Below are 22,657 nucleotides of genomic sequence, written 5' to 3'. Positions count from 1 at the left end.
ACGCTTAAGCCAAACCATGGCCTATGATAACACATGTCTACCTACCGTTCCCCCTTTGACCGACTCCGGGCGAAGTTCGACGAGGCCGAACTCGAGTGCCGGCAGTGTGGGTTCCACGACGAGAGTGGCGGCTGGCAGGTTACTTCGTCGGGTGATCGCGTCCAGTACCGATTCGTCTGTCCGTCTTGCGACGCGGTCGAGACGCGAGAGATGCGGCTCTGAGTCGCGCGGCCGACGCTGTTTTAGGGCGTGTGTGGCCCCAGGTCCAGACGAAGGCGCTTTAGGCGCTGGCCCGCTTTGTTCTCCCAATGAGTCAACCCACGCCCGAGGTCTACGAGCAGGGCAAGGGCATGGACGCCCACAATCAAGTGATGCGGGAGATTCGCTCGCGAAAGGAGGCGAGCTATGATCCGCACGAGCCGACCCGCGTCTGGCTGGATGAGGACAACACCCCCACTGGCGTCAAGCAGAGCCTGACTATCATCCTGAACACCGGCGGTTGTCGCTGGGCACGCGCCGGTGGCTGTACGATGTGCGGCTACGTCGCCGAGAGTGTCGACGGCGGTAGCGTCAGCCACGAGGCGCTGATGAACCAGATTGATGTCTGCCTTGAGCACGAGGCGGAAAATGGTGACGAACCCGCCGAACTCATCAAGATCTACACCTCCGGTTCCTTCCTCGACGAGCGCGAGGTCGGCGCGGAAACTCGACGCGCGATCGCCGACACCTTCGCCGACCGCGAGCGCATGGTCGTCGAATCGCTGCCGGATTTCGTCGACCGGGAGAAAATCGGCGACTTTACCCAGCACGGCGTCGACACTGACGTCGCGATCGGCCTCGAGACGGCCACGGATCGCGTACGCCACGACTGCGTGAACAAATACTTCGACTTCGCGGACTTTGAGGACGCCTGCGCTGAGGCTGCCGCCGCCGATGAAGAGGCTGACGAGACGGCCGACGCCGGTATCAAGGCCTACCTCCTGATGAAGCCGCCGTTCCTCACGGAGTCCGAAGCCGTCGAGGACATGATCTCCTCCATCGAGCGCTGTGCCGCCGTCGAGGGCTGTCACACCGTCTCGATGAACCCGTGTAACGTCCAGCGCTACACGATGGTCGACGACCTCTACTTCAACGACGGCTACCGTCCGCCGTGGCTCTGGTCTGTCGCACACGTACTCGAGGAGACCGCCGATGTCGACGCCATCGTCGTTTCGGACCCGGTCGGTCACGGTTCGGACCGCGGGCCGCACAACTGCCAGGAGTGTGACGATCTCGTCCAGAAGGCGATCAAGGATTTCGACCTGCGACAGGATCCGTCGGTCTTTGAGCAGGTCTCGTGTGAGTGCGAGCGGACGTGGGAAGTCGTGATGGACCGCGAGCGGAGTTTCAACCAGCCGCTGACGCGTTGAGACGCTGTCACGGACCCACGGTTCCGTGCTCTTTGTGTCGTCTGTATTCCAAACGGCGAATATTGTCGTTTTGAACGGTCTCCCCCATAAGATAGATTACCGGCCCCATCTAGGAACGACGTATGTCTGGACTGGGCGAGAGTGGGTCTGGAGGGTAAGTCGATGGAGATCGATATTCACTCCCTCGAGACGTATAACGAACTGGCACGAGACGGTGCGGAATCCGCGGCGGACGCACTCTCGGAACTGGCGGGCGTCGAGACGCGTGTCGATGTGACTGATGTTTCGCTGCTGTCGGTCGCGGACCTCGAGTATGAGTTTGCCGGGCGGACGTTTGCGGGGGTCGACATCTCTCTGGGCGAGCCACTATCCGGCGAGACCGTCCTCGCGTTCGACGAGGCCGGGCGGGACGCGATTACGAGCAACTTAGTGCCGACGGACGATCCGGCGCTGGTTGAGGGTGCCGTCGTCGAAGCCGGGAACATCATGGTCAACGGCTTCATTAGCGGCTGGGCAAACCACCTCGATACGAAAGTCGACGTCTCGCCGCCGGAGTACGTCGAAGGGACTGGCATCGACATCCTCCCGGATCGGATGCTCGAGGGGAGAGCTGTTGATAACGAGGATAACGAGGGCAACGAGAACAAGACGACCACGAACGACGGGATCGATACCACCAACACGACACCTGAGGATGATCTGACGGAGGAGTACGTCTTCGTCTTCCGAAGCCGCGTCAAAGCCGTGAGCGAGGGGGTCGACTTCCGGATGTTGCTATTCCCGACGGTCGACTCGCTCCAGCGGCTACTCGAGAACGAAAGCCACGATCATAACGGCACTGGCGTCTCGTTGGAGAAACTCGAGGTCTTTACCGAGATGACTGAGCAGGGGGCGACAAAGGCTGCGACCAACGTCACGACGATGACTGGCCTCGAAACCGCGGTCGAGGTGAACCGGCTGAGTTTCATCCCGATCCCCGACATTCCGTCGCAAGTCGGCGACGACCAGCGGGTTGGGACGGCCATCGAGTACGCCGGCTCGCCGAGTGGCTACCTCGCGATTCTGTTCGACCCTCCCTCGGCGCGGACGAGCGTCGAGGCTCTGTTGCCGGTCGAGAGCGACGACGAATGGGGGGACCGCGAACGCGAGGCGCTCGAAGAACTCTGCAACATCGTCGCCAGCGGTTTCCTCGACGGCTGGGCAAACGTCCTCAAGACATCGATTAAACACTCGCCGCCGCGGTTCATCGCGGACATGGGCTCGTCGATCATGAGCCCGATCATCGCCGACATCGCCCGAACGGAAAACTACGCGTTCCTACTCGATTCGACGATCAAAACCGGTGACAGCGACTCGCTGCAGTGCCAACTACTCGCGCTCCCCCACCGGAGCGAGTTAGAGACTGCACTCGATGAATTGCTCGTCGAGCGAGCCGACGAGACACGGGCTGACCCGGATGACCTCTTCTAGTCGTCGCCTTCTCTCCACTCACGTTTCCCCCGTTATCGTCGGCGTGTCGCTCCGTTTGCGGTCGTGATCACCAACTCGCCGGTGGCTGGTTCGAACACCACTTTTCGCCCGGTGTCGCCGCCGACGTCTGTCCCGCACAGCGGGATGTTCCGCTCCTCAAGAGCGATCTGCGCGGCCTCGACGTTCCGGTCGCCGATTGGCCTGTCGAAACTATCGAATCCGATCATTGTCGCCCCGCCGGCGAGTTTCGCCCACGCTCGAGTCGAGCAACCGCCCGCGGACTCGAACGCCGACAATAGTTCTGCGATGCCAGCGTCTGCGAACTTCGCGTCGGCGTGGTCGTTGTTTCTATCCTCGATTTCCGGTAACATGAAGTGCAAGAGTCCGCTGACACCCGAGATTTCATCGTGGATCGCGACGACGCCACAGGAGCCGACGCCGCTGGTTCGCAGCGGCCGCTCGTCCGTCGAAAGGGCATAGTCGGCGACGCCGACTGGGATTGGCTCAGAGGGTTCCGGCTTTTCCGATTCTGATTTGGACACACGACCACCTTGGTGATGCCGTTCAGGTTGGTGTCGTCGTTGCCTGGTAGTATGATTTCTGGCCATCTGAACCGATCCGACGACGAGCGTGAGGTGACTTGAGTGATCGCGTCGTGTGGCTGTCGCCAATCGTATCCGAGAACTGTGTGCCGATTTGCGGGCGGACAAACGATCTTGCTGTGGTTCCCAAGACTCGTCGTCGACAGTGACGATTCGTCTTCGCCTCGCTCCCTGATCCGGTGGGTTCCCTTTCAGTGGCTACTATCGGTGCTCTCGAGTCCGCGCAGGATTCCCTGTCCATCCGTCGGCCCGACAGCAGGCAGCGTCGCGCGCTCGGGGTGGGGCATCAACACGGCGACGGTCTCCCGGTCGCCGAGGATTCCCGCGACGTTATGTTTCGAGCCGTTTGGGTTCGCTTCTGCGCTCGGCTCACCGTCCTCGTCGCAGTACCGAAAGAGCACGCGGTCGTCGTCCTCGAGTTCGGCGAGTCGCTCCTCACTGATCTCGTAGCGCCCTTCGCCGTGGGCGATCGGGATCTCGATGACGTCGCCCTCGTCGTAGGCGGCGGTCCAGAGCGTGTCGTCACGCTCGACGCGGAGATAGACGTGCTCACACTGGAAGCGGGCGCTCTCGTTAGTCGTGAACGCGCCGTCGGTAAGGCCGGACTCACAGCCGACCTGCGCGCCGTTACAGACACCGAGAACGGGCGTGCCGTCGGCTGCGGCCTCGCGGACGTCGGCCATGATCGGCGAGCGAGCCGCCATCGCGCCCGCACGGAGGTAGTCGCCGTAGGAGAAGCCGCCGGGGAGGACGATGCCCGTGGTCTCCGCCGGAAGACCGTCCTCGTGCCAGACGATATCGGCGTCGATGTCGAGGTGAGCGAGTGCGCGCTCGGCGTCGCGGTCGCAGTTCGAGCCGCCGAATCTGATGATCGAAACCGTCACAGTCGACACCCTCTGGTGGTGTGATCGACGGATTCGATCAGTGTGATTGAAACCGTCATCTACCGTTCGTCGACCTCCACGTCGTAGTCGTGGATGGTCGGATTCGCGAGCAGCCGTTCTGCCATCTCGTCTGCACGCTCGCGCGCGGCCCCACTCGAGTCCGCCTCGAGATCGATCTCGAAGCGGTCGGCCGAGCGCAGCGAGTCGAGTTCGAAGCCGAGCCGCTCTAAGGCCTGTTTCGTGGTTTCGGCCTCTGGATCGAGGACGCCGTGTTTGAGTCGAACCGTCACCGTCGCGGTGTAGGCGGTCATCACCTGAAACCCCGTATCCGTGCTCAAAAACGCTTTCGGCTTTGGTTCGTGATACACGTTCGTGGATATGTGTTCGAAGCGCCAGACAGCCAAGCGGTCACGGGAGCGCCCGGCGGACGAGCGAGGAGAGCTGATACCCGAGCGACCCGTTCTGGTAGCCGTTCCATCGTCGCATTCCGCCGGCGAGCGTGACTGCCTCGTAGCCCTCCTCCTCGAGTACGGCTGTCGCCTTCCGTGCGACGACGCCGGCTTTGCAAACCGTGACGACGGTTTCGTCTGCTGGAATCTGTGACACCGACTGGCGAAGTTCGGTGTCGTCCCCGCGGCGCAGGTCGTTGTATACAGGGACGTTCTGGCTGCCCGTAATGTGGCTGCGCTGGTACGATTTTCGGGGGCGAATGTCGAGGACATATGGTGTTGATCGGGTAGAGAGGCGGTCATCCAACTCCGACGGCGCTATCTTGCCCACATAACACAATACTGCCCGGGTGTACTAAACGGTGTGGGTCGCAGTTTCCGTGCACTTCTCGTCGCTGGCGGCCTCTGCAGCCACCGGTACTGACGCAGTCAATCGGTCAGCCGCCCGTCGGGCACCGGCGATGTTCGCTGCGAACGGGCCAACGGTTCCCGCCGCCAACGCGCCGGTGACGAAAAGTGCGGACTGGGTGCCGTCGGTTCGCATCCAGGCGAGCGTCTCATCGTCCAGGACTGCCAGACCACGGTGACCGCACTCGAGTTCGAACGCCTGTGCAAGCCGGTCGACGAAGGGGTGGTCGAATACCGGTTCAAAGCCGGTTGCCAGTACGACGCGGTCGCCAGTGAGACAGCCACCATCGGCCAAGAGCAGTCGTACGCGCCCCTCGGTCACTCGAGCGGATCGAACTGTTCCCCGCCGAAGTTGCAGCGATCCCGCATCGATGGCCGACTCGAGTTGTTCGATTAACGTTGGCGGGACCGTCCCGTCGTTTCGCGCGGCCTGAATCGTGTCGTATCGTGCCTTTGATCCTGGTGGATGGCGATGGAGCCGGCGCTCGATGTGATTCCAGTTGATCCAATGTGAGTCGGCTTCGATGGCGGCCGTCTCGAGGTCGTGTCGTGAGAGGAGCGTGGTATCGGTGCTCTCGGCGGTCCTGGAAGCAGGTTCACCATCGTGCTCAGCGAGACAGCGCGCGAGTTGGGCTGCAGTGATGCCACCGCCAACAACGATCGTCTCTTGGTCCTCGTTTCTGGCCCGGACGGGGTCGAAGTCGTCGTCCCAGACGTGCGATATCGACTCGACACCGTCGACCCACGCCGGTCGCCGATAGCGGTCGCCGGGACCGATCGCGAGGACGCACGTCCGGGTGCGGATCGAACTAGTTCGGCCCGTCCGATCAGTGGTCTCGACGACGAGAGGGCCGCCCGAGCAGTCGCGGCGGATCGACGTGACCGTCGTCTGGTGGTGGAGGTCGTCGATGCCTGTCCGATCGATGACGAACGCGGCGTAGTCGAGAAAGAGCGACAGCGACGGCCGACGCGGATAGCTCGGCTGCGGGAGGAGTTCGTCTTCCCGATCGCGCGCCTCCGCGAAACTCTCCAGGCCGAACGGATCGGTCCCGACGTGGTGGACGAACGTCGATCGCAGTGCATCCATGTCGCAGGCGCGCGCCTTCTGCCGGAACGACTCGAGTAGCTGCTCGTGCGGATCGAGGATACAGAGATCGTCGTGCGTGAGTTCGGTATCGTTGAGGAGCCGCTGGCAGCAGTAGGCACCGTGGATACCGCCGCCGACGATGACGCACTTGTACATCGACACCTGCTACACGATGTTGTTATTTAGTACTGTCGTGTTATTAACTACTGCCATTAGCCGCGGGGAGGATAATACTTGGCTGCTGAGAAACTTCGCCGTATCCAGCGTGTGAATGATAGTACCATGTGAACGACGGCATTTTACTGTTGTATTCCGAATAGGATGGTATGAGCGGAGCGCGGACCACGGGCAGGTCGTCACCGATGGCGGTTGCCATTCTCCTCGTTGCCTGTCTCTTATACACATCTNGTTCTCATCTTCGGTGGTGACCTGCTCCGTGACCTCGTCTCGGCACTCACTGCACCTGCGCCCGAGTCGGACGTTTCCGTCGACGAAGAAGACGACGGGACCTCCGATGAACCCGAAGACGCGCTCGAACGGGTACGGATCAGGTACGCCGACGGCGAACTCTCCGACGCGGAGTTCGAGCGTCGACTCGAGATACTTCTTGAAACTGGTTCCCTTGGCGACGCCGAGCGATACCTCGCGGGCGACGATACCGGCGAAGCGTTTGCGGACGATAGCGGACGTGGACATGGGGATGGCCGTACACGCGGACACGATAGTAGCCGTTCGAACTCCGAGGGCCACTCGAGTTCCGAACTCGAGCGGTCGACCGAGTGAGAAGGGGACAACGATCCGTCTCAGTAGACGTACTCGTCGGCCATCTCCGCGGGCGTGATCACGTCCAGTTCGCCCGCGGCCGCGTGCGCCTCAATCCGGGAGAGTGTCTCTTCGAACCCTGCCCGTGCGTCCCGACTCGATAGTCGGTGGAACGCGAACGTCGTGATCCCGTTCCACCGGACCGTTCGTTCAAGCGCCGCCGTCGCCTCCTCGGGGGTCGGGTTGGTGAGCACCGAGCACCGGTGTGGGTTCCTCGCGAATCCCTGGGCGGACGAACGCCCCGCGAACGCGAGATCGTAGTTCTCCCGGACGAGTTCGGATGCCTCCTCAGAGTACTGGGAGGAGGGATACGCGAAGAAGCGGCCGTCGTCGTACCCCTCGTCGGCGAGCCACTCGACGGGGTCGACGACGGCCGCTTCCACACGGTCCGCGTCGGCGGCCTCGAGGTGCTGGCCAGTGGCGGACTGGACGCCGATCGTCCACCCTTCGTCGGCGAGTTCGCCGACCTGCTCGTGCGTGAGGCGGTCGTCCTCGGCCAACTCCCCGCCGCGGAGCCGCTCGGGCGGGACGAACGCGGCCGCCGGGATACCGGCCGACGAGACGTCCGATAGCGCGTCGGTGTAGTGTTCCTCGTAGCCGCCGTGGAACTGGAGCGACACCTTCCCCCGCTCCGGTTTGGGAACGAAGTGGAAGTCGTCGACCCACTGTTGCCCCTCGGCGTCGCCACCGAACCAGCGGATGACCTGGAGGACGACGACCTCGCTCAAGTCGGGATCGCCCCGCACGCGGGTGACCCCGAAGTTGTCGTGCGTGAGCGATGTCCCGCCCGGAAACTGCGTGCTGTACTCGAGGTAGTGGGCGTCCTCGTCTTGCAACTGGATGCGCACCACTCCCTGGTCCGTGTCGGTGGCCAGGGCGAGTCCAGGGGCGACATCCCGGACGTCGATGGGTTCGTCCAGCCGGCGGCGGACCCGGACTTGGCCTTCCGACTCCGGCGACGATGTCAGGAGCGCACACTGCGTTCCGTCGTACGAGCGGCTCGTGTCCACCTCGAGGAAGCCGATATCCTGCCACTCCCACCACTCATCGAGGTCCTCGAAATTGTCAAACGACCCAGCCAACTCCGGGTAGTCGTCCTGCTGGTCCGATCCGTCAGGGTCGTCGGTAGCGCCGTCGGTCGATTCGCCGCCATCGCGATCGTCGCCGGCGTCCGGTTCGTCCGCTCCGCTGAGTTCCGTACATCCAGCAAAAATGGTCGCTGCACTCGTCGCGAGATACGTTCGTCGGTCCATCGGTTCATCGAACGTACATCCTGGGTCGGTCGATTGTTATGTGCGGCGTATCTCGACCGCGCACGGTCGTATTCCGGCGGTACGCGCCAGTAACTGGGGCGAGCAAGGAGGGCCGTGGCGACCGGTATTCGGCTGTCGGTCTTGCGACCGCTATCGTCGTCTCGCCCCCTTTCCATGGGGAGCTTACTCGAATGGCAGCGAACTCGGAGCGTCGTCTCCGTTCGCGGGACGAACGTCCCTAGCCACCACCTATCGCTCTCGTCGACCGAACTGGTTCGGTCGACCGCCGTGCGGTGGTAGTGATCATTTATCCAGACTATTTGCAACAGTGTTAATAATATATGGACTTAGGATAATAACTACTATTAGTGAGAGGGTACTGTTGTTAACTGATGGACGATTCGATCCCCGTCACGGTACTGTCCGGAACGCTCGGCGCGGGCAAGACGACCGTGCTGAACCACCTTTTACACGAGAGCGACCGCGATCTTGCCGTGCTCGTCAACGACATGGGTGAGGTTAACGTCGACGCCGAACAGGTCGCCGAATCCTCGGATATCGCGGACGAGGACGAAGAAATCGTCGAACTCTCGAACGGCTGTATCTGTTGTGAGTTGCGCGGCGACTTGCTCGACGCTGTCGGCGAACTGACGCGCAACCTCGATCACGGCCGCGAGTTCGACGCGCTCGTTGTCGAGTCGACCGGCGTCGCCGAACCGCTGCCAGTCGCACAGACCCTGACGCTTGGCTTCGATCAGTCGGATCTCGACCCGACCGAGTTCTACGAGGAAACCGGTATCGAGCCGCTCGAGAACTGCCACCTTGACACGACTGTTACGGTCGTCGACGCCCACCAGTTCCAGACCGCGATGGAATCCGATGAACGTCTCGACGACGACGGCACCGAGAAACATCTCGGCGACCTCCTCATCGAACAGGTCGAGTTCTGTGACGTTCTGGTGCTCAACAAGTGTGACCTCGTCGACGAGGAGACGCTCTCCCAGGTCGAGGAAACGCTCGGCGTGCTCCAGCCACGTGCGAAACTCATCCGAACGGAACACGGCCGCATCAATCCCGACGAACTCGTCGAGACCGACCGGTTCGACTTCGAGGCGGCTCGTCAGTCGGCGGGATGGGTTCAGGAGCTCCAGGAACCCCACCAGTCTGCCGAGGAGGAACACGGCATCACCTCGTTCGTCTTCGAGGCACGCCGACCGTTCCACCCCGAACGCTTTGCCGCCCTACTTGATCGGTTCCCCGACGCAGTCGTTCGATCGAAGGGACACTTCTGGCTCGCCAACCGCGAAGACGAGGCCCTCACGGTCAACGTCGCTGGGCAGTCTATTCGGGTCGCACCCGGTGGGCAGTGGCTCGATTCTCTTCCAGCCGCCGAGCGCCAGGAACAACTCGAATCGAACCCGGAACTCGAGTCCATGTGGCACGAGCGGTGGGGTGATCGGCACAACCGGCTGGTGCTGATCGGCGCAGAGATGGACCACGAGGCGGTTCGTACGAACCTTGAGGAATGTCTGCTCACGGACGAGGAACTGGCTGCTGACGATCTGACGTACGAGGATCGCTTCCCGACGTTCGAGGTGCCGGCGGAAGACGAAGCGTCGCCGGACGACGATCCAGCAGATGAACAGGAGATCGAGCGAGCCGAGGAACAGTCCGTGTCGAGCGCCGACGGGGACGCAGAAGAGATTGGCATTGCGGATTGAGATTGAACACGCACGAACTGAACGAGGGTACACCCAGTGACAGATCACGATGCAGATCGGCAGGCCGACGCACAGTCACCATCATCACCGTCGTCGCCATCGTCCTCATCACCCGCTCGAACCTCGTCCGCAACCGACGGGTGCACAGGTGGGGAGAACGGCTCCCAGCGGGACGAACTGCGGGATGCGAAACGCCGCGCGGAACAGCTACATGAGGAGACCGACATCTCCCCGTGTTATCAGGCGTATGTCGACCAAACCACCCGTGGCCGAGCTGTCTGCACCATCTACTCCGAATTCACTGCGAGTACGGTTCAAGACACCTGGATCAGGGCTGTTGGCGACGCGTTCATCTCACGTGAGGAGTGTCGATAGCGCCCAAACCGTTGCACTATAGTAGTCACTGCAAGTCACTGCACACCTGATCGCACGGCAGCTGTGCGATCAGTGTGTAACTAGTTGCAGTTGTTACTATAGCNCACTATAGTAGTCACTGCAAGTCACTGCACACCTGATCGCACGGCAGCTGTGCGATCAGTGTGTAACTAGTTGCAGTTGTTACTATAGCGACGAGCACCGATACGACGCACTCGCCGCACTCGCCACCAATGACGAGCGAACCACCCTCGGGGTCATCGTCCGCACTGATGGCCTTCGGGGCGAGTTCCGCCGGCAGGCACTCGAGTATCTGGCTGGCTGTCACGCGACGACCGAACTCGAGTCACTCGCGGATGATACGACGATCGAGCGGTCGTTGCGGCGGCGAGCGGCTGCGTTGGCGTAGGTGCTGTTGCTGTTGTGGTTGCTGCTGTTGCTGAGATTGAGACGGCTGGACAGCGATGGTATCAATTCATATACAGTGGCGCGGCAGAAAGCAGGACTTTTAGCCACCCATAGTCTGAGGTGCGTACTGATACTGATGCTACTGCAGATGTTGACGACCCGACGAACGCTCGAGCGGAGGTGGCCACGATGACGACTGACGTGACCGAAATTACGGTGATCGGAGACGACGACACTGGGCTCGTCGCCCGGGTAACGAGCCTCCTGTTCGAGCGCGGGATCAACATTGAAGACCTCGATCAGGCGGTTCGCGATGGCGTTTTCCGGATGTACCTCGCCGTCGATACCTCGGAGATGGTCTGTACTGAGGAGACGCTCCGCGAGAATCTGCACGAACTCGGCGAGGACCTCGGTCTCGACGTGCAGGTTCGGTTCCCCGCAGATCGAGAGACCCAACAGATTGCCGTCCTTGGGACGAAGGAGAGTCACTGTCTCGAGGCGCTGTTCGAGGCCTGGGCGAACGACGAACTCGGTGCCGACATCGGCGTCGTCATCGGCAACCACGACGACCTGCAGCCGCTTGCCGAACACTACGGCGTCCCGTTCCACGACATCGGCGACGAGAAGGGCCAACAGAACGAAGAGCGCCTGCTCGAAGTCCTGGCGGAGTACGATGCCGATCTCATCGTGCTCGCACGCTATATGCGCATCCTGAGCCCGAACGTCGTCTTCCGCTACGAGGACCGCATCATCAACGTTCACCCGTCGCTGCTACCGGCGTTCCCCGGCGCTGAAGCATATCGACAGGCTGTCGAGGAAGGCGTTCGCGTCGCCGGTGTGACCGCACACTACGTGACGACCGACCTCGACCAGGGGCCGATCATCACCCAGCGCGCCTTCGACGTACCGGACGACGCAGACACCGAGGTGTTGAAACGCCGGGGCCAGCCGCTCGAAGCGAGCGCGCTCCTCGAGGCAGTCAAGCTCCACCTCAACGGCGACGTGTCGGTCCACCGCGGGCGGACGACGGTTCGCGAAAACGGCACCGACTACCAGCTCGGGCTCCCCGACGAAATCGATGAAATCACGCCTGACCGACCGGTCGACGGCATCGGGAGCGCCGTCGCAGACGACGGCTAACTTCTGGACGGACTTGTACTCGAGTTCCCGTGGCAAACGGGACGCGCTCCACCGGGACCGCGTGGCGTTGAACTGGATGCTACTGTTTCGAAATTGAGTGAGTCAGCACTCAATCGTCTCGATAATTCGGCAAACTGTTCCCGAATGCGCGGTTATTGATCCGGGTCCGAAACGTTCATCACCGTCACGAAGTGATATGTAAACATGTCTCCCAGAACGGAGCCACTCGATCGGCAGACGGGAACTGATTCCGACGTGGTCGCCGCGATCGACGAAATCGACGGCGAGGCGCAGTTCATCATCGCCGATATCGCTCGTGACGACGCGTGGCTCTCGACAACACCCTCGAGCGCCGCGGAGCTTGAGCAGTGGCGATAGTTCTGGTTGATCCGTCCGCGTCAATGCCGCGCGGTCGTGCTGTCGCGTGCTATCGCGATCGATTGGTGGGCTCGCATCAGCCGCTGTTCGAGGAAATTACTGTTCCCGCTCGTCCTGATCTACAGTCACACCCTCGAACAATGGCTGTAGCCCCGCATCCAACTGTGCAGTCAGGTTCTCTTGTCCGTCGTCAGTGAGGCTGCGATTGCGTCCGTCACGGCACCGGTGTAGCGCGCTGCGTCTTGGACTCACGGTTGCTCTCCTGCAGGCGCTCGCCGCCCACGGGGTCGACCTCGCGGACGAAATGGGACTGATTCAGGTTATTGGAAGCGGGGCAACGATCACCGACGCAACCGAGAACGCGTTCGACCGGGCCGGTACACTGCTGGCCATGACCGAAGACGAAGTCCGCGGGCGGTGTACGTTCACCGGTGGCGTCCTGATCGGACAGCTGCCGGGCGTTGTCCAGTTCGATTGCTCGCTCCGATGGAGCGGCTCGAAGAACAGGGACTCGCACCGCTGGTGCGTGAACAGTACGATCTGGATGGCTGATACCGCATTGGCTCCGCTCCTAGCTCTGGAACCGATACCGACCAAGAAATCAGCGAGCAGACGACCGAGTCGGCGGCAGCGATATTAGTCGGCTTCGTTGGTGTTCGTCTCGAGAGTAGGTCCACCCTGCGGGGTGGTTCCCGACCAGCCACCGGAGACGACCGGAGCGAGTGCAAGAAACACCATCGCAGCGACGAAGACGGCGAGCATTACGCTCGCGACGATAGTGATACCGTACGTTGGGTCGAACGGGGCGATGCTTGATGCGACGCTCGTGGCAAACGTCATTTGCGCTCAGTAACTCCTCGTTACTCAGCGCATATGAGGATTTCTTTCTGGATCGGTCTCCGGGAGATCGGGTGCGCTCGAACCTGTGTCGCGCCATCACGCACCACGAATGGGCTGACACGTCTTCGATCAGCGCCAGTCGCGATACGTGTTACAGGCGCTGGACAGCGCCGATCGCCGACGACAGCGGCGGCGCGTCGAACAGTTCCTGGCCGGTGTACGCGTTGGCCCCCGCACAGTACATGTTGCGGGCAGTAGTCAGCACGTCCTCGTCCAGCGGCTGTGGATCACGATCGCACAGCGACTTCCAGTTCGCGACGTTCTCCTGTTTTGCCTCGGCCTTCGCGGCCTTGACAGCCTGCACCCACTCCGGCTGCGTGCGCTTGTGGTGCTGGCGCAGCACCTCTTTCGAGAGCTGGGTCCCCTCGTAGCTAAAGCGGTTCTCGTCGAAGGTGCCGACGACGTCTGCAACGCGGATCTCTCCGTCGTAGTAGAGACACTCGATCTTGCCGTCCTGGTGAGTGAGTCCAGCCGACTCGGCCTGCTCTGTGATGATTCGGTTGACCTCTCGAGCGAGGTCCGCGAGCGCGTCGATGTCGGCTCGGCCGGCGATTACGTCTGCCTCCTTTCGGGCGAGGTAGCGGTCTCCCTCCTCGTACTTCGTGGAGAACTCGATGATCGGCTCGTCGAGATCGACTGGCCCCTCCGGCCAGCTATCGAGGTCGAGGCCGTGATCTTCGGGATCGGTTCGGCTGCGCAGACTCGAGCCGATCGGCACCTCGTTGCGGAAGACGATCTCGAGTGGGATCAGATAGTTGTGGCCGGCAGCCTCGTGGTAGTGCTCGTAGTCGTAGTCTCGACCCTCGTTCGGCAGGTCGGGAACCTGCGTGAGGTCGATCGCCATCTGCCAGGGCGGGCGGGAAGCGTCCGCGAGCTGGATAACCTCACCGTCCTCGATGACGCCGCGGTAGTGAGTCGCGACGCCCTCGGACTCGAGTAGCTCGAAGTTGTACGCGCCCATGGTACAGAGGCTCGCACCTTTTTCGGCGATCTGGTCGGGCATCTTTCCCCAGTCGAAGACAGAGTAGTCGTCAGTGAAGACGAACAGGCCGCGACCGAGGTCGGTCTCGGTCGCTTCCTCGTCGATCTGGAACTCTTTGACGCTCGTCACGTTCGCCACCTCGTGCTGGTACAGGGCCGGTCGCCGTCGTCCATACCTCAGATGCCGCGGCCGTGGGTCAAGAAGGTTTCAGTATCGGTTGACGAGGTGGACGGCCCAGGGCCGGACTGGTCGATCTTGCCTGCCCCTGGTTGTCATAGGTGTGTGTTAGTGGCACTCGTGATGGCCACAAGCACTTTTCCGTGGTAGCGGCCACGTTCAGGAAATGAAATCAGTGCGGACGGAGAACCTATTGGAACCGATTGTAAATCTGATCCCCGATCGGATTCGCCGGAGCTACATCGCGAAGTTCAGCGTAGTCGTCCTTGCAGTCTTCTTCCTGACTGTCGCTGTTGCCGTCTTCTTCCACGCCGGCATCTCCAACGAGATGACGAGCGATGTCATGTCGGACATCGAGCAATCCGCTGACGATCAGGCGATGGAGGTCAGCACCTGGATCGAGCAGAACGAACAGCAGGTCCGGATGCTCTCTGAATATCCAGCCATCGCCGGCGGTGACGACGACGAGGTTTCGGACGTACTCGAGTCTGAACTCGAGTACGCGTCGGACGACGTTCTCGCCGTGAGTTATGTCGAAGACGATACGATCCAGCAGAGTACGGACGAGAGCGTCGTCGGGACCGACCTTACGACGCTCGACCTGGAGACGCACCTGCGCGAGCAGCGACGCAGCGGCGGCGGTAGCATTACCGAACTCGACTACGAGCGACTGGTCGACCGTGACTTCGACTCGAGCTATACGGATACGTACGAGCAAGATGGCGTGCCCGTGATCTCCTTCTTGAGTCCGGTCGAGGAGCCAAGCGCCGCTGCGGACGGCGACGAAGCGCAGGCTGACGAGCACAACGCAGAGCAGGAGGACGACACGACACGACTCGTGATGATCACCGCCGAAGTCTCCGTGCTCGCCAACGGCTTCTCGACGCCAGTCGACGGCGGTTACACGCAGGCCATCGATCCAGAGGGAACCGTCGTCCTCGCGCCGAACGAAACCGCGATGTTCTCGGAATACCGCAACGGTGAGGGCGAGGACATCATGACCGAGATCGCCACCTACCGGGCTGGTGTTACCGAAGACGGCGAGTACGACGAAGTCGTCGGCTACGCACAGGTTCCGAACACCGACTGGGCGCTCGTCACGCACGCGCCACAGTCCGAAGCCTACGACGTTGCCGATACCGTCGCAAACTCACTAATCATCCTGATCGCAATCGCGTTGAGCGGGTTCCTTGTCATCGGCGCGACCATCGGCCGCTCGACTGCGAACGCACTCGAGGATCTCGAAGATCGTGCCACGGCACTATCGAACGGGGATACCAGTGTCATGATTGCTGACGACGGTCGAATCGACGAGGTGGGACGGGTCCGCAACGCCTTCGAAGGCATCCGCCAGTATCTCGAGACGGCGGCCGCACAGTCGACTGCCGTCGCCGAGCAGGAGTTCGACGACTCGGTACTCGAAAAAGACGTCCCCGGTGAACTCGGACGGTCGCTGGAGTCGATGCGTCACGATTTGGAGACGTACATCGAAGACATCGAGGACTCCCGCGCGGCGGCCGAGGTGTCAAAGGAGGAGGCTGCTGAGGCCCAGCGCCAGGCCGAGGAGATGGCCGACCGACTCGAGCGGAAAGCAGTCGAGTTCGGCAGTGTGATGACCGCAGCAGCGGACGGCGACTTCACACAGCGCCTCGACGAGAATGTGGACAACGAGGCGCTTGCAGAGATCGCAACCTCGTTCAACGAGATGCTCGACCAACTCGAGCGGACGATCGTCGACATTCAGGAACTGGCTGGTGACGTCGACGACGTGAGCGCGGACGTGACCACCCGCGTCGAGGAGATCGAACGCGCGAGCGGTGAGGTCAGCCGCTCCTCAGAAGAAATCGCGACGGCTGCAGCCGACCAGAGTGAACGGTTCCAGGACGTCTACGGCGAGATGAACGAGCTCTCGGCGACGGTCGAGGAGATCGCTTCGACGGCCGACGACGTGGCGAACGTCTCCAATCAGGCCGCAGACAGCGCCACGGAGGCGAGCGAGGCGACCGACGAGATTCAATCGGAGATGGCGGAACTCGAGCGCCGTGCCGATGCGATTACCGAACAGGTCGAACAGCTCGACGCCGAGATGGGTGAGATCAGCGAGATCGTCGACCTGATCGACGACATCGCGGGCCAGACAAACTTGCTCGCGCTCAACGCCTCCATCGAGGCCGCAGCAGCCGGAAATGAGGGCGACGGCTTCGCGGTCGTCGCGGACGAAGTCAAGTCCCTCGCGGAGGAGACCGGCGAGGCGACTCAGGAGGTCGACGACCGAATCACGAGCGTCCAACAGTCCGTCGAGGAGACGGTGACAGAAATCGAACGGATGCGCGACCGCGTCGACGAGGGCAGCGATGTCGTCGAGGACGGCATCGAAGCCATCGACGAGATTACCGAACAGGTCGAGACGGCAAACGACAGCATTCAGTCGATCAACGACGCGACTGACGAGCAGGCCCGCGCCAGCGAGCGCGTCGTGACGATGGTCGATGAGGCTACCGAGATCAGTGAGAACACGCGCGACGAGACCGAGACCGTCGCCGCCGCGGCCGAGGAGCAGGCAGCAACCGTCTCGGAGGTCACCGCTGGTGCGCAGTCGCTCACCGAGATGGCCGACGAACTGCGCGGGTCGCTGGCTGTCTTCGAGGTTGATGCTGGCGCTGCGAATACCGCAGCGACTGGCGCTTCCGCTGGTGACGACTCTCTGTCCGAAACGGAGCAAGGGGAGCAACCAGAGCAAACAGAACAACTCCTCAAATACGACGACCCGACCGACACAATTGACACGAGTGAGGACTGAGCGTCCGACCAGACGTCAGCCCCGCTCACCTGTCCGACGGTCGCCGGTATCGTGATGTACTGTACAGCCTGCCGCTCGTGACGATCTGCCGCCGCGTTACGGCGAGTCCGTTGAGTCGGTCGTTGGACGGATCGAGTCCACAACGGTCGTCGGACCTGCTGTTCGCGAGCAGGAATTCGCGGTGAACCGAGCCTGTCTCCCGGTCGAGTTCGGCGTAGACGCCGCGCTGGTCGAGGACGGCGACGCGGTCAGTTACCGTCTCGAGTGCAGCGACCCGTGCACTGCCCTCGTATCGCCACTGTCCAGTGAGGTCCCCGTCCGCATCGTACGCAGTTACGCCACCGCTGCGATCACCGACGAATAGCGCATCCTCGTCCCTGTGCATTGCGCGGACAACTGCTCCGTCAGCGCTCTCGTGTGCGTGCTCCTCGTCGGCGTCGTATTCTTCCGTTGCCTGGGCAGTGTGTTGTCCAGTTATAACGCCGGTCGTCGTCGCGAGCGTAAGCAACGTCCCATCCTCGCGCGGGACCAGTGCCTCACCGGCGAGCGGGGTCAGTGTAGTGGACCAGTCGACACTCCCGTCCAGGTCGGCCTCCCACTGTTCCTCGCCCGTCTCGGGGTCGATTCCGATCGCAGTTCCGTTCTGCGCGACGGCCACGACCGTCTCGTCTATAACCGCGAGACCGCTCGACACCGTGCCGGTAATGGGGACTGCCCACTCGAGTTCCCCGTCGGCTGCCGACACGCCGAGCACGTAGTTCGAGGTTGTGCCCTCGAAGGCGTCCGCGTCAGGCTGAGTCGTCGAGGTGACGACGAGGTCGTCGTGTGCGACTGTCGCCGCACTCATGCGTCCGGTCCGCTCGTTGCCGGCGTCGAACGTCCACTCGACGCGCCCGGTCTCGCGGTCGAGTGCGAACAGCCTGTTTGCGCCGGTCGAGACGTAGACGCGGTCGTCGGTCGGCTGTGGAATACCGAACCCGCCACCGAGTTCGCGTCGAAGGACCCACTTCGGCTCGCCGGTGGACTCGAGTGCGAGCAGTCGAAACGGTCGCGTTCCGGAACTCATTCTGCTGATCCCAAAGCCGGCACCGACGAAGAGCGTTCTGTCGTCCACAACCGGGGGCGACCAGAAATTGGGGTCCGCCGTGAACTCGTGTATCGACTCGAGTTGGTCCGGACAGTCCAGCCCGCGGCGTCGAGAGTGCCAGTAGCCGCCACCGGCGAGTGCTGCGCCCGTCCCAATCGCGCCGAGGAGTCGCCGTCGGTTGCGGGAGACCATACGCCGTTGTCAGTTCAGTTCGTTGAATAGTTTGTGAAACAGAACTAGCACAGTACCGCCAACATACCCCGCGTTCCACCACGTTTTTCTCACTGTGCGGGCATTGATACGCCGATGGAGCGTCCGGTAACCGAGGCGGATCTGGCGTTCGAGCATGTCCCCGAAACCGACCAGTCGTTCGAGAACGCACTCGCAAAGGCACGAGCGGGCGAGCGACTCACCGTCGACGACGCGATCGAGTTGCTCACCACAGGGTCGGACAGCGACGGGATCGACCGGGCGCGAAAGGAGTTGGTACTCGAGGCGGCCGACAGACGACGAGCCGAAGTCGTTGGCGAGGAGGTCACCTTCGTCGCGAACCTGAACAACAACGTGACGACGGCCTGTAACGTGGGCTGTCTGTTCTGTAACTTCAAGGACGCCGCACATACGTTCGAACGTGGTGCAGACGTCGAGACAGCAGGCTTTACGAAGACGCCCGCAGAGTCGCGCGAGGCCGTCGCCGGTGCCGTCGACCGCGGCATCTACGAGGTGACCTCCGTCTCCGGGCTCCACCCCGCGTTCGCGCTCGACGAGGAACATCTCGAAATTCTCGACACGCATCCGAATCCGAAGGAAGTCAACTACAAGCCCCCTGAGCGCTACGCGACCAATCCTGGTACCTACGCGGAGCAACTCTCAGCGATGAGCGTCGACGGCGTGCACGTTCACTCGATGACGCCCGAAGAGGGCTACCATGCCCGCCGTGGGACCGACTGGTCCTACGAAGAGGTCTACAGCCGACTCAAGGACGCCGGTCTCGACACGGTTCCCGGCACGGCCGCCGAAATTCTCGTCGACGAGGTGCGAGACGTGATCTGCCCCGGAAAGATCACCACGGACGGCTGGCTCGAGGCGATGGAGGCCGCCGCAAACGTCGGCCTCGGCCTCACGGCGACGATTATGTACGGCCACGTCGAGAACGAGGCCCACCGCGCGATGCACCTGAAACGTGTTCGCGACCTGCAAGAGCGCGTCGACGGCGCGATTACGGAGTTCGTCCCGCTCTCGTTTATCCACCAGAACACACCGCTGTTCGAACACGACGTGGTTGCTGGCGGTGCAAGCACCGACGAGGACGAACTGATGATCGCCGTTTCACGGCTCTTTCTGGACAACGTCGAGCACATCCAGTCGTCCTGGGTCAAGTACGGCGACGAGCAGGGCCTGAAGATGCTCTCGTGTGGAGCCGACGACTTCATGGGAACGATCCTCTCCGAGGAGATCACCAAGCGCGCCGGTGGCGGCTACGGCGAGTTCCGCTCGGTCGGCGAGTACGTCGAGATGATCGCCTCCATCGGCCGCGTGCCGGTCGAGCGCTCGACGGATTACGAGATGCGCCGCGTGATCGACCCCGAGCACGCGGACCCACCGCTCGGCCCCGAACTCGGCCCGAAAGCGGACGGAACGCCGCTGCTCACGACCGACGAACGCCGCGTCTCGGCGGACGACTGAGCTGCTGACATGTAGCGGCCCCCAGATGGCTTTTTGACATATAGACAGCGGACGCCCGCGTCTTTAGGCGCGGGTCTAAGCGATAGGCACAGTGACGCGACTACAGACTACGTCCCGTCCGGGGTCTCCTCGAGAACGCGCTTCTCGCCTTCGAGGAGGAGCCCCTTCCAGGTCAGGCCGCGATGTTTTTTCAGTTCTTTCAAGCGTTCGTACTGCTCCTCGTCGTCGAACTCGATTCGGACTGCAACCATACACTATCACATGGACGGAACACTTATGTGCGTTCCGGCACCACCTGTAGGTGATGAAGCGGACCAATCAGTTCGTCGTTCGGCCCCGTTCCGAACAGGATCGGGAGCTACTGCACGAACTGTTGGACGCTTCTGCCAGCCTCTGGAACGAACTCACCTACGAACGACGCCAGCAATACTTCGACGGCGAAAGTGTCTGGGACACTGCCGACTACCGCAAGCAGTACGTCGGTGTCCTCGGAAGCGCCACCGCCCAACAACTCATTCGAAAGAGCAAGAGTGCCTGGAGGTCGTTCTTCCCGCTGAAAGAAGACGGCGAGAAGTGTTCTCCGCCCGGCTACTGGGGGAACGAGGACGACGGCCGCGCGTTGCGGACCTACGTTCGCAACGACCAGTACACGCTGGAACTCGGCGAACGCTCTCGCCTCGAGATTCCGGTCGGCAAGGAACTCAAGGAAAAATACGACCTTGGGTACACCGAACGGCTACGCCTCGAAGTGGCGGGCGATCCGAAGTGGGACGGCAAGCAGGGTCGGTTAGAACTGTACTACGACGAGCCTTCGGACCAATTCAGGGCCTTTCAGCCAGTCACGGTAGACAATTCTCGACTGGATTCACCACTGGCCGACGAAACGGCCGCTCTGGATATCGGTGCGAACAATATCGTCGCCTGTACGGTTTCGACCGGCGAGCAGTACCTGTACGAAGGCCGCGACCTGTTCGAACGGTTCCGCGAGACCACGCGAGAAATTGCTCGGCTACAGTCCAAACTCCGCGACGGGCGGTACAGCTCAAATCGGATTCGGGGGCTGTACCGCCGTCGGACGCGACGGCGCGACCACGCTATGGACGCGCTCGCCCGCGACCTCGTAGAACGACTGTACGACGAGGGAGTTTCGACGGTGTACGTCGGCGACTTAACCGACATCCTCGAGACGAACTGGTCGGTTCAGACGAACGCCAAGCTGCACAACTTCTGGGCGTTCCGGCGGTTCGTCGACCGTCTCGTGTGTACTGCCGAGGAGTTCGGCATCACCGTCGAAGTCCGCACGGAAGCGTGGACCTCGCAGACGTGTCCGAACTGCGGTTCGACCGAGGACACGACGCGGCACCAAGACACGCTCACTTGTGCCTGCGGCTTCGAAGGTCACGCGTCTCGTCGCAAGCGAGACGTTCCTGAGGCGGCACGAAGCAGACGTACCACGGCTGATGGCACGGCCCGTGCGATTCGAGTGGGACGACCACGACTGGTCGGAGATACCACACTCTCACGAAAGTCCCAAAGAAGTGCGCACAAACCGGAGTATCCACCGATAGGAGAAAGTCGCTCGTGTGGTGGTTCGGCATGAACCGAGACCCCCAACGCGAGGATTTCCGCGCCTTTAGGCGCGGCGAGGATGTCAACATGTCTCCCGTCTCGGCGAGTATGAACCACCTCGTTCCGACTGACGACGGCGACGGCAACGGCAACGGCAACGACACCTGGCGACTCCCCCAGCACGCCCACATCGTCGTCTACGAGCGTAACCAGGGTGCTGGCAGTGAGGACTCTGTCGCCGCCGAGAACGACAGTGGCGGTAACGGTGACAATGCCAATAGCGATGGCAATGACAGCGGCAGCCGCGGCCTCCTCACAATCTACGACTGCGGTGCCGCCCAGCAACCGCCGAGCGCACAACTTCTGGGGACACTCGAGTCCGTCGACGCGAACGCGGTCGTCGAGCCCCAGCCGACGGGACGGATCGTGAAGCTTCGCGAGGAAGCGACACTCAAACGCCAGCCGGCGGATCGATATCGGATTGTCTGACTGCTGATCCACTCTATTCCGACGGAGATGGAGTTCAATTATGTCTGGTGTCGAGTTTTAATCAGTCACGGAGTTTCAGGACTGGAAAACGGCCGACGGGGTCTTTTATACCAGCGTTCCGAGTCATCGATATCCGACGGGAGACGAAGCGACGACCGTTGTGGTGGCGGGTCGCTGTCTCTGTATCTCCCGTTGGATAGAAGCCATCTCTCTGGTCAGTGCTCAGTACCTGTCAGTGACTCGTCGGCGTTCATTACAGGTTGAGCAGGCGCAAAGCCTCGCCGTTCACGGCGGGGATACGCGCCGTCGCACGATGACGCTCTCCTCCGGCGGTGGCACGACNGGCTCCAAACTCTGGAACGTTGGACGATGGACCGTTCAACGCGTCTGGGACGAAATCGACCACATTCCAGACCACACCGAACTCACCGCGTACCTCAAGAGCCACGAACGCTATGATGACTTACACTCGCAGTCAAGTCAGCGAATTCTGCAAGAACTCGCTGAAGCGTTCCACTCTTGGTACGGCAAGCGAAACAACGGAGACACCCGAGCCAACCC

21 protein-coding genes and 3 pseudogenes are annotated in these 22,657 nt (G+C 62.0%); 14 read left to right on the top strand and 10 right to left on the bottom strand.

Annotation, left to right across the window (positions count from 1 at the left end; all coding sequences use genetic code 11):
• Positions 1-33 precede the first annotated feature (33 nt).
• From C482_RS18395 to C482_RS18385, 3 genes are all read left to right on the top strand, one after another.
• A complete protein-coding gene (locus C482_RS18395) occupies positions 34-222 on the top strand; it encodes an HVO_0649 family zinc finger protein (protein ID WP_006169315.1) in 189 nt (62 codons plus the stop codon).
• 86 nt (positions 223-308) lie between these two features.
• On the top strand, positions 309-1,409 hold the full coding sequence (locus C482_RS18390) for an archaeosine biosynthesis radical SAM protein RaSEA (RefSeq protein ID WP_006169314.1): 1,101 nt from the start codon (positions 309-311) through the stop codon (positions 1,407-1,409).
• Positions 1,410-1,571: 162 nt separating this feature from the next.
• A complete protein-coding gene (locus C482_RS18385; protein ID WP_049896972.1) occupies positions 1,572-2,879 on the top strand; it encodes a chemotaxis protein CheC in 1,308 nt (435 codons plus the stop codon).
• Positions 2,880-2,911: 32 nt separating this feature from the next.
• On the opposite strand, the gene C482_RS18380 is transcribed toward C482_RS18385, so the two are convergent.
• From C482_RS18380 to C482_RS18360, 5 genes are all read right to left on the bottom strand, one after another.
• Complete coding sequence (locus C482_RS18380) at positions 2,912-3,421, bottom strand: chemotaxis protein CheD (protein ID WP_006169312.1); 510 nt, start codon at positions 3,419-3,421, stop codon at positions 2,912-2,914.
• Positions 3,422-3,672: 251 nt separating this feature from the next.
• Complete coding sequence (purQ, locus tag C482_RS18375) at positions 3,673-4,365, bottom strand: phosphoribosylformylglycinamidine synthase I (protein WP_049896971.1); 693 nt, start codon at positions 4,363-4,365, stop codon at positions 3,673-3,675.
• A 59-nt stretch (positions 4,366-4,424) separates the two neighbouring features.
• Positions 4,425-4,676, bottom strand: a complete 252-nt coding sequence (gene purS / locus C482_RS18370; protein WP_006169310.1) for a phosphoribosylformylglycinamidine synthase subunit PurS — start codon at positions 4,674-4,676, stop codon at positions 4,425-4,427.
• A 97-nt stretch (positions 4,677-4,773) separates the two neighbouring features.
• The gene (locus C482_RS18365; RefSeq protein ID WP_006169309.1) at positions 4,774-5,145 is read right to left on the bottom strand and encodes a rhodanese-like domain-containing protein; all 372 of its coding nucleotides are present in this window, start codon (positions 5,143-5,145) and stop codon (positions 4,774-4,776) included.
• A 24-nt stretch (positions 5,146-5,169) separates the two neighbouring features.
• Entirely contained in the window at positions 5,170-6,465 is a 1,296-nt protein-coding gene (locus C482_RS18360; RefSeq protein WP_006169308.1) for an FAD/NAD(P)-binding protein, read from the bottom strand.
• A gap of 213 nt (positions 6,466-6,678) precedes the next feature.
• Between C482_RS18360 and C482_RS18355 the strand changes: the two genes are divergently transcribed.
• Positions 6,679-7,092, top strand: a complete 414-nt coding sequence (locus C482_RS18355) for an SHOCT domain-containing protein (RefSeq protein WP_049896965.1) — start codon at positions 6,679-6,681, stop codon at positions 7,090-7,092.
• Between the two features lie 20 nt (positions 7,093-7,112).
• Here C482_RS18355 and C482_RS18350 read toward each other — a convergent pair whose 3' ends face one another.
• Positions 7,113-8,384 (bottom strand): polysaccharide deacetylase family protein, encoded by a 1,272-nt coding sequence (locus tag C482_RS18350; protein WP_006169306.1) that lies wholly within the window; start codon positions 8,382-8,384, stop codon positions 7,113-7,115.
• Between the two features lie 389 nt (positions 8,385-8,773).
• Here C482_RS18350 and C482_RS18345 point away from each other — a divergent pair, with 389 nt between their 5' ends.
• From C482_RS18345 to C482_RS18330, 5 genes and pseudogenes are all read left to right on the top strand, one after another.
• Positions 8,774-10,105 carry a GTP-binding protein gene (locus C482_RS18345; RefSeq protein WP_049896963.1) on the top strand — a complete coding sequence of 444 codons (1,332 nt, stop codon included), beginning with the start codon at positions 8,774-8,776 and terminating at the stop codon, positions 10,103-10,105.
• Positions 10,106-10,141: 36 nt separating this feature from the next.
• A complete protein-coding gene (locus tag C482_RS21365; protein WP_006169304.1) occupies positions 10,142-10,480 on the top strand; it encodes a hypothetical protein in 339 nt (112 codons plus the stop codon).
• Positions 10,481-11,077: 597 nt separating this feature from the next.
• Positions 11,078-12,028 (top strand): formyltetrahydrofolate deformylase, encoded by a 951-nt coding sequence (locus C482_RS18335; RefSeq protein ID WP_006169302.1) that lies wholly within the window; start codon positions 11,078-11,080, stop codon positions 12,026-12,028.
• Between the two features lie 204 nt (positions 12,029-12,232).
• Positions 12,233-12,406, top strand: coding sequence for a DUF7556 family protein (locus C482_RS21925; protein WP_006169301.1), 174 nt, complete (start codon positions 12,233-12,235; stop codon positions 12,404-12,406).
• 274 nt (positions 12,407-12,680) lie between these two features.
• Positions 12,681-12,958: pseudogene (locus C482_RS18330) on the top strand (acetamidase/formamidase family protein); the annotation flags it as partial.
• 84 nt (positions 12,959-13,042) lie between these two features.
• Here C482_RS18330 and C482_RS18325 read toward each other — a convergent pair.
• On the bottom strand, positions 13,043-13,246 hold the full coding sequence (locus tag C482_RS18325; protein WP_006169299.1) for a hypothetical protein: 204 nt from the start codon (positions 13,244-13,246) through the stop codon (positions 13,043-13,045).
• Between the two features lie 151 nt (positions 13,247-13,397).
• A complete protein-coding gene (locus tag C482_RS18320; RefSeq protein WP_006169298.1) occupies positions 13,398-14,417 on the bottom strand; it encodes a phosphoribosylaminoimidazolesuccinocarboxamide synthase in 1,020 nt (339 codons plus the stop codon).
• Positions 14,418-14,631: 214 nt separating this feature from the next.
• On the opposite strand from C482_RS18320, the gene C482_RS18315 reads away from it, so the two are divergent.
• Positions 14,632-17,265, top strand: coding sequence for a methyl-accepting chemotaxis protein (locus C482_RS18315; RefSeq protein ID WP_006169297.1), 2,634 nt, complete (start codon positions 14,632-14,634; stop codon positions 17,263-17,265).
• A gap of 25 nt (positions 17,266-17,290) precedes the next feature.
• On the opposite strand, the gene C482_RS18310 is transcribed toward C482_RS18315, so the two are convergent.
• Complete coding sequence (locus C482_RS18310; RefSeq protein ID WP_006169296.1) at positions 17,291-18,544, bottom strand: PQQ-like beta-propeller repeat protein; 1,254 nt, start codon at positions 18,542-18,544, stop codon at positions 17,291-17,293.
• A 114-nt stretch (positions 18,545-18,658) separates the two neighbouring features.
• Here C482_RS18310 and cofH point away from each other — a divergent pair, with 114 nt between their 5' ends.
• The gene (cofH, locus tag C482_RS18305; protein WP_006169295.1) at positions 18,659-20,038 is read left to right on the top strand and encodes a 7,8-didemethyl-8-hydroxy-5-deazariboflavin synthase subunit CofH; all 1,380 of its coding nucleotides are present in this window, start codon (positions 18,659-18,661) and stop codon (positions 20,036-20,038) included.
• A gap of 107 nt (positions 20,039-20,145) precedes the next feature.
• Here the strand turns inward: cofH and C482_RS21920 are convergent, their stop codons facing one another.
• Positions 20,146-20,289, bottom strand: a complete 144-nt coding sequence (locus tag C482_RS21920; RefSeq protein WP_006169294.1) for a hypothetical protein — start codon at positions 20,287-20,289, stop codon at positions 20,146-20,148.
• 53 nt (positions 20,290-20,342) lie between these two features.
• On the opposite strand from C482_RS21920, the pseudogene C482_RS18300 reads away from it, so the two are divergent.
• The 3 genes and pseudogenes from C482_RS18300 to C482_RS18290 form a co-directional block, all read left to right on the top strand.
• Positions 20,343-21,606: pseudogene (locus C482_RS18300) on the top strand (RNA-guided endonuclease InsQ/TnpB family protein).
• 109 nt (positions 21,607-21,715) lie between these two features.
• Complete coding sequence (locus C482_RS18295) at positions 21,716-22,096, top strand: hypothetical protein (RefSeq protein WP_049896969.1); 381 nt, start codon at positions 21,716-21,718, stop codon at positions 22,094-22,096.
• Between the two features lie 334 nt (positions 22,097-22,430).
• Positions 22,431-22,657, top strand: a pseudogene (locus C482_RS18290) (RNA-guided endonuclease TnpB family protein); the annotation flags it as partial.

The organism is Natrialba chahannaoensis JCM 10990, assembly GCF_000337135.1.
Classification (GTDB): Archaea; Halobacteriota; Halobacteria; order Halobacteriales; family Natrialbaceae; genus Natrialba; species Natrialba chahannaoensis.
This window is presented reverse-complemented; position numbering and strand designations above follow the sequence as displayed.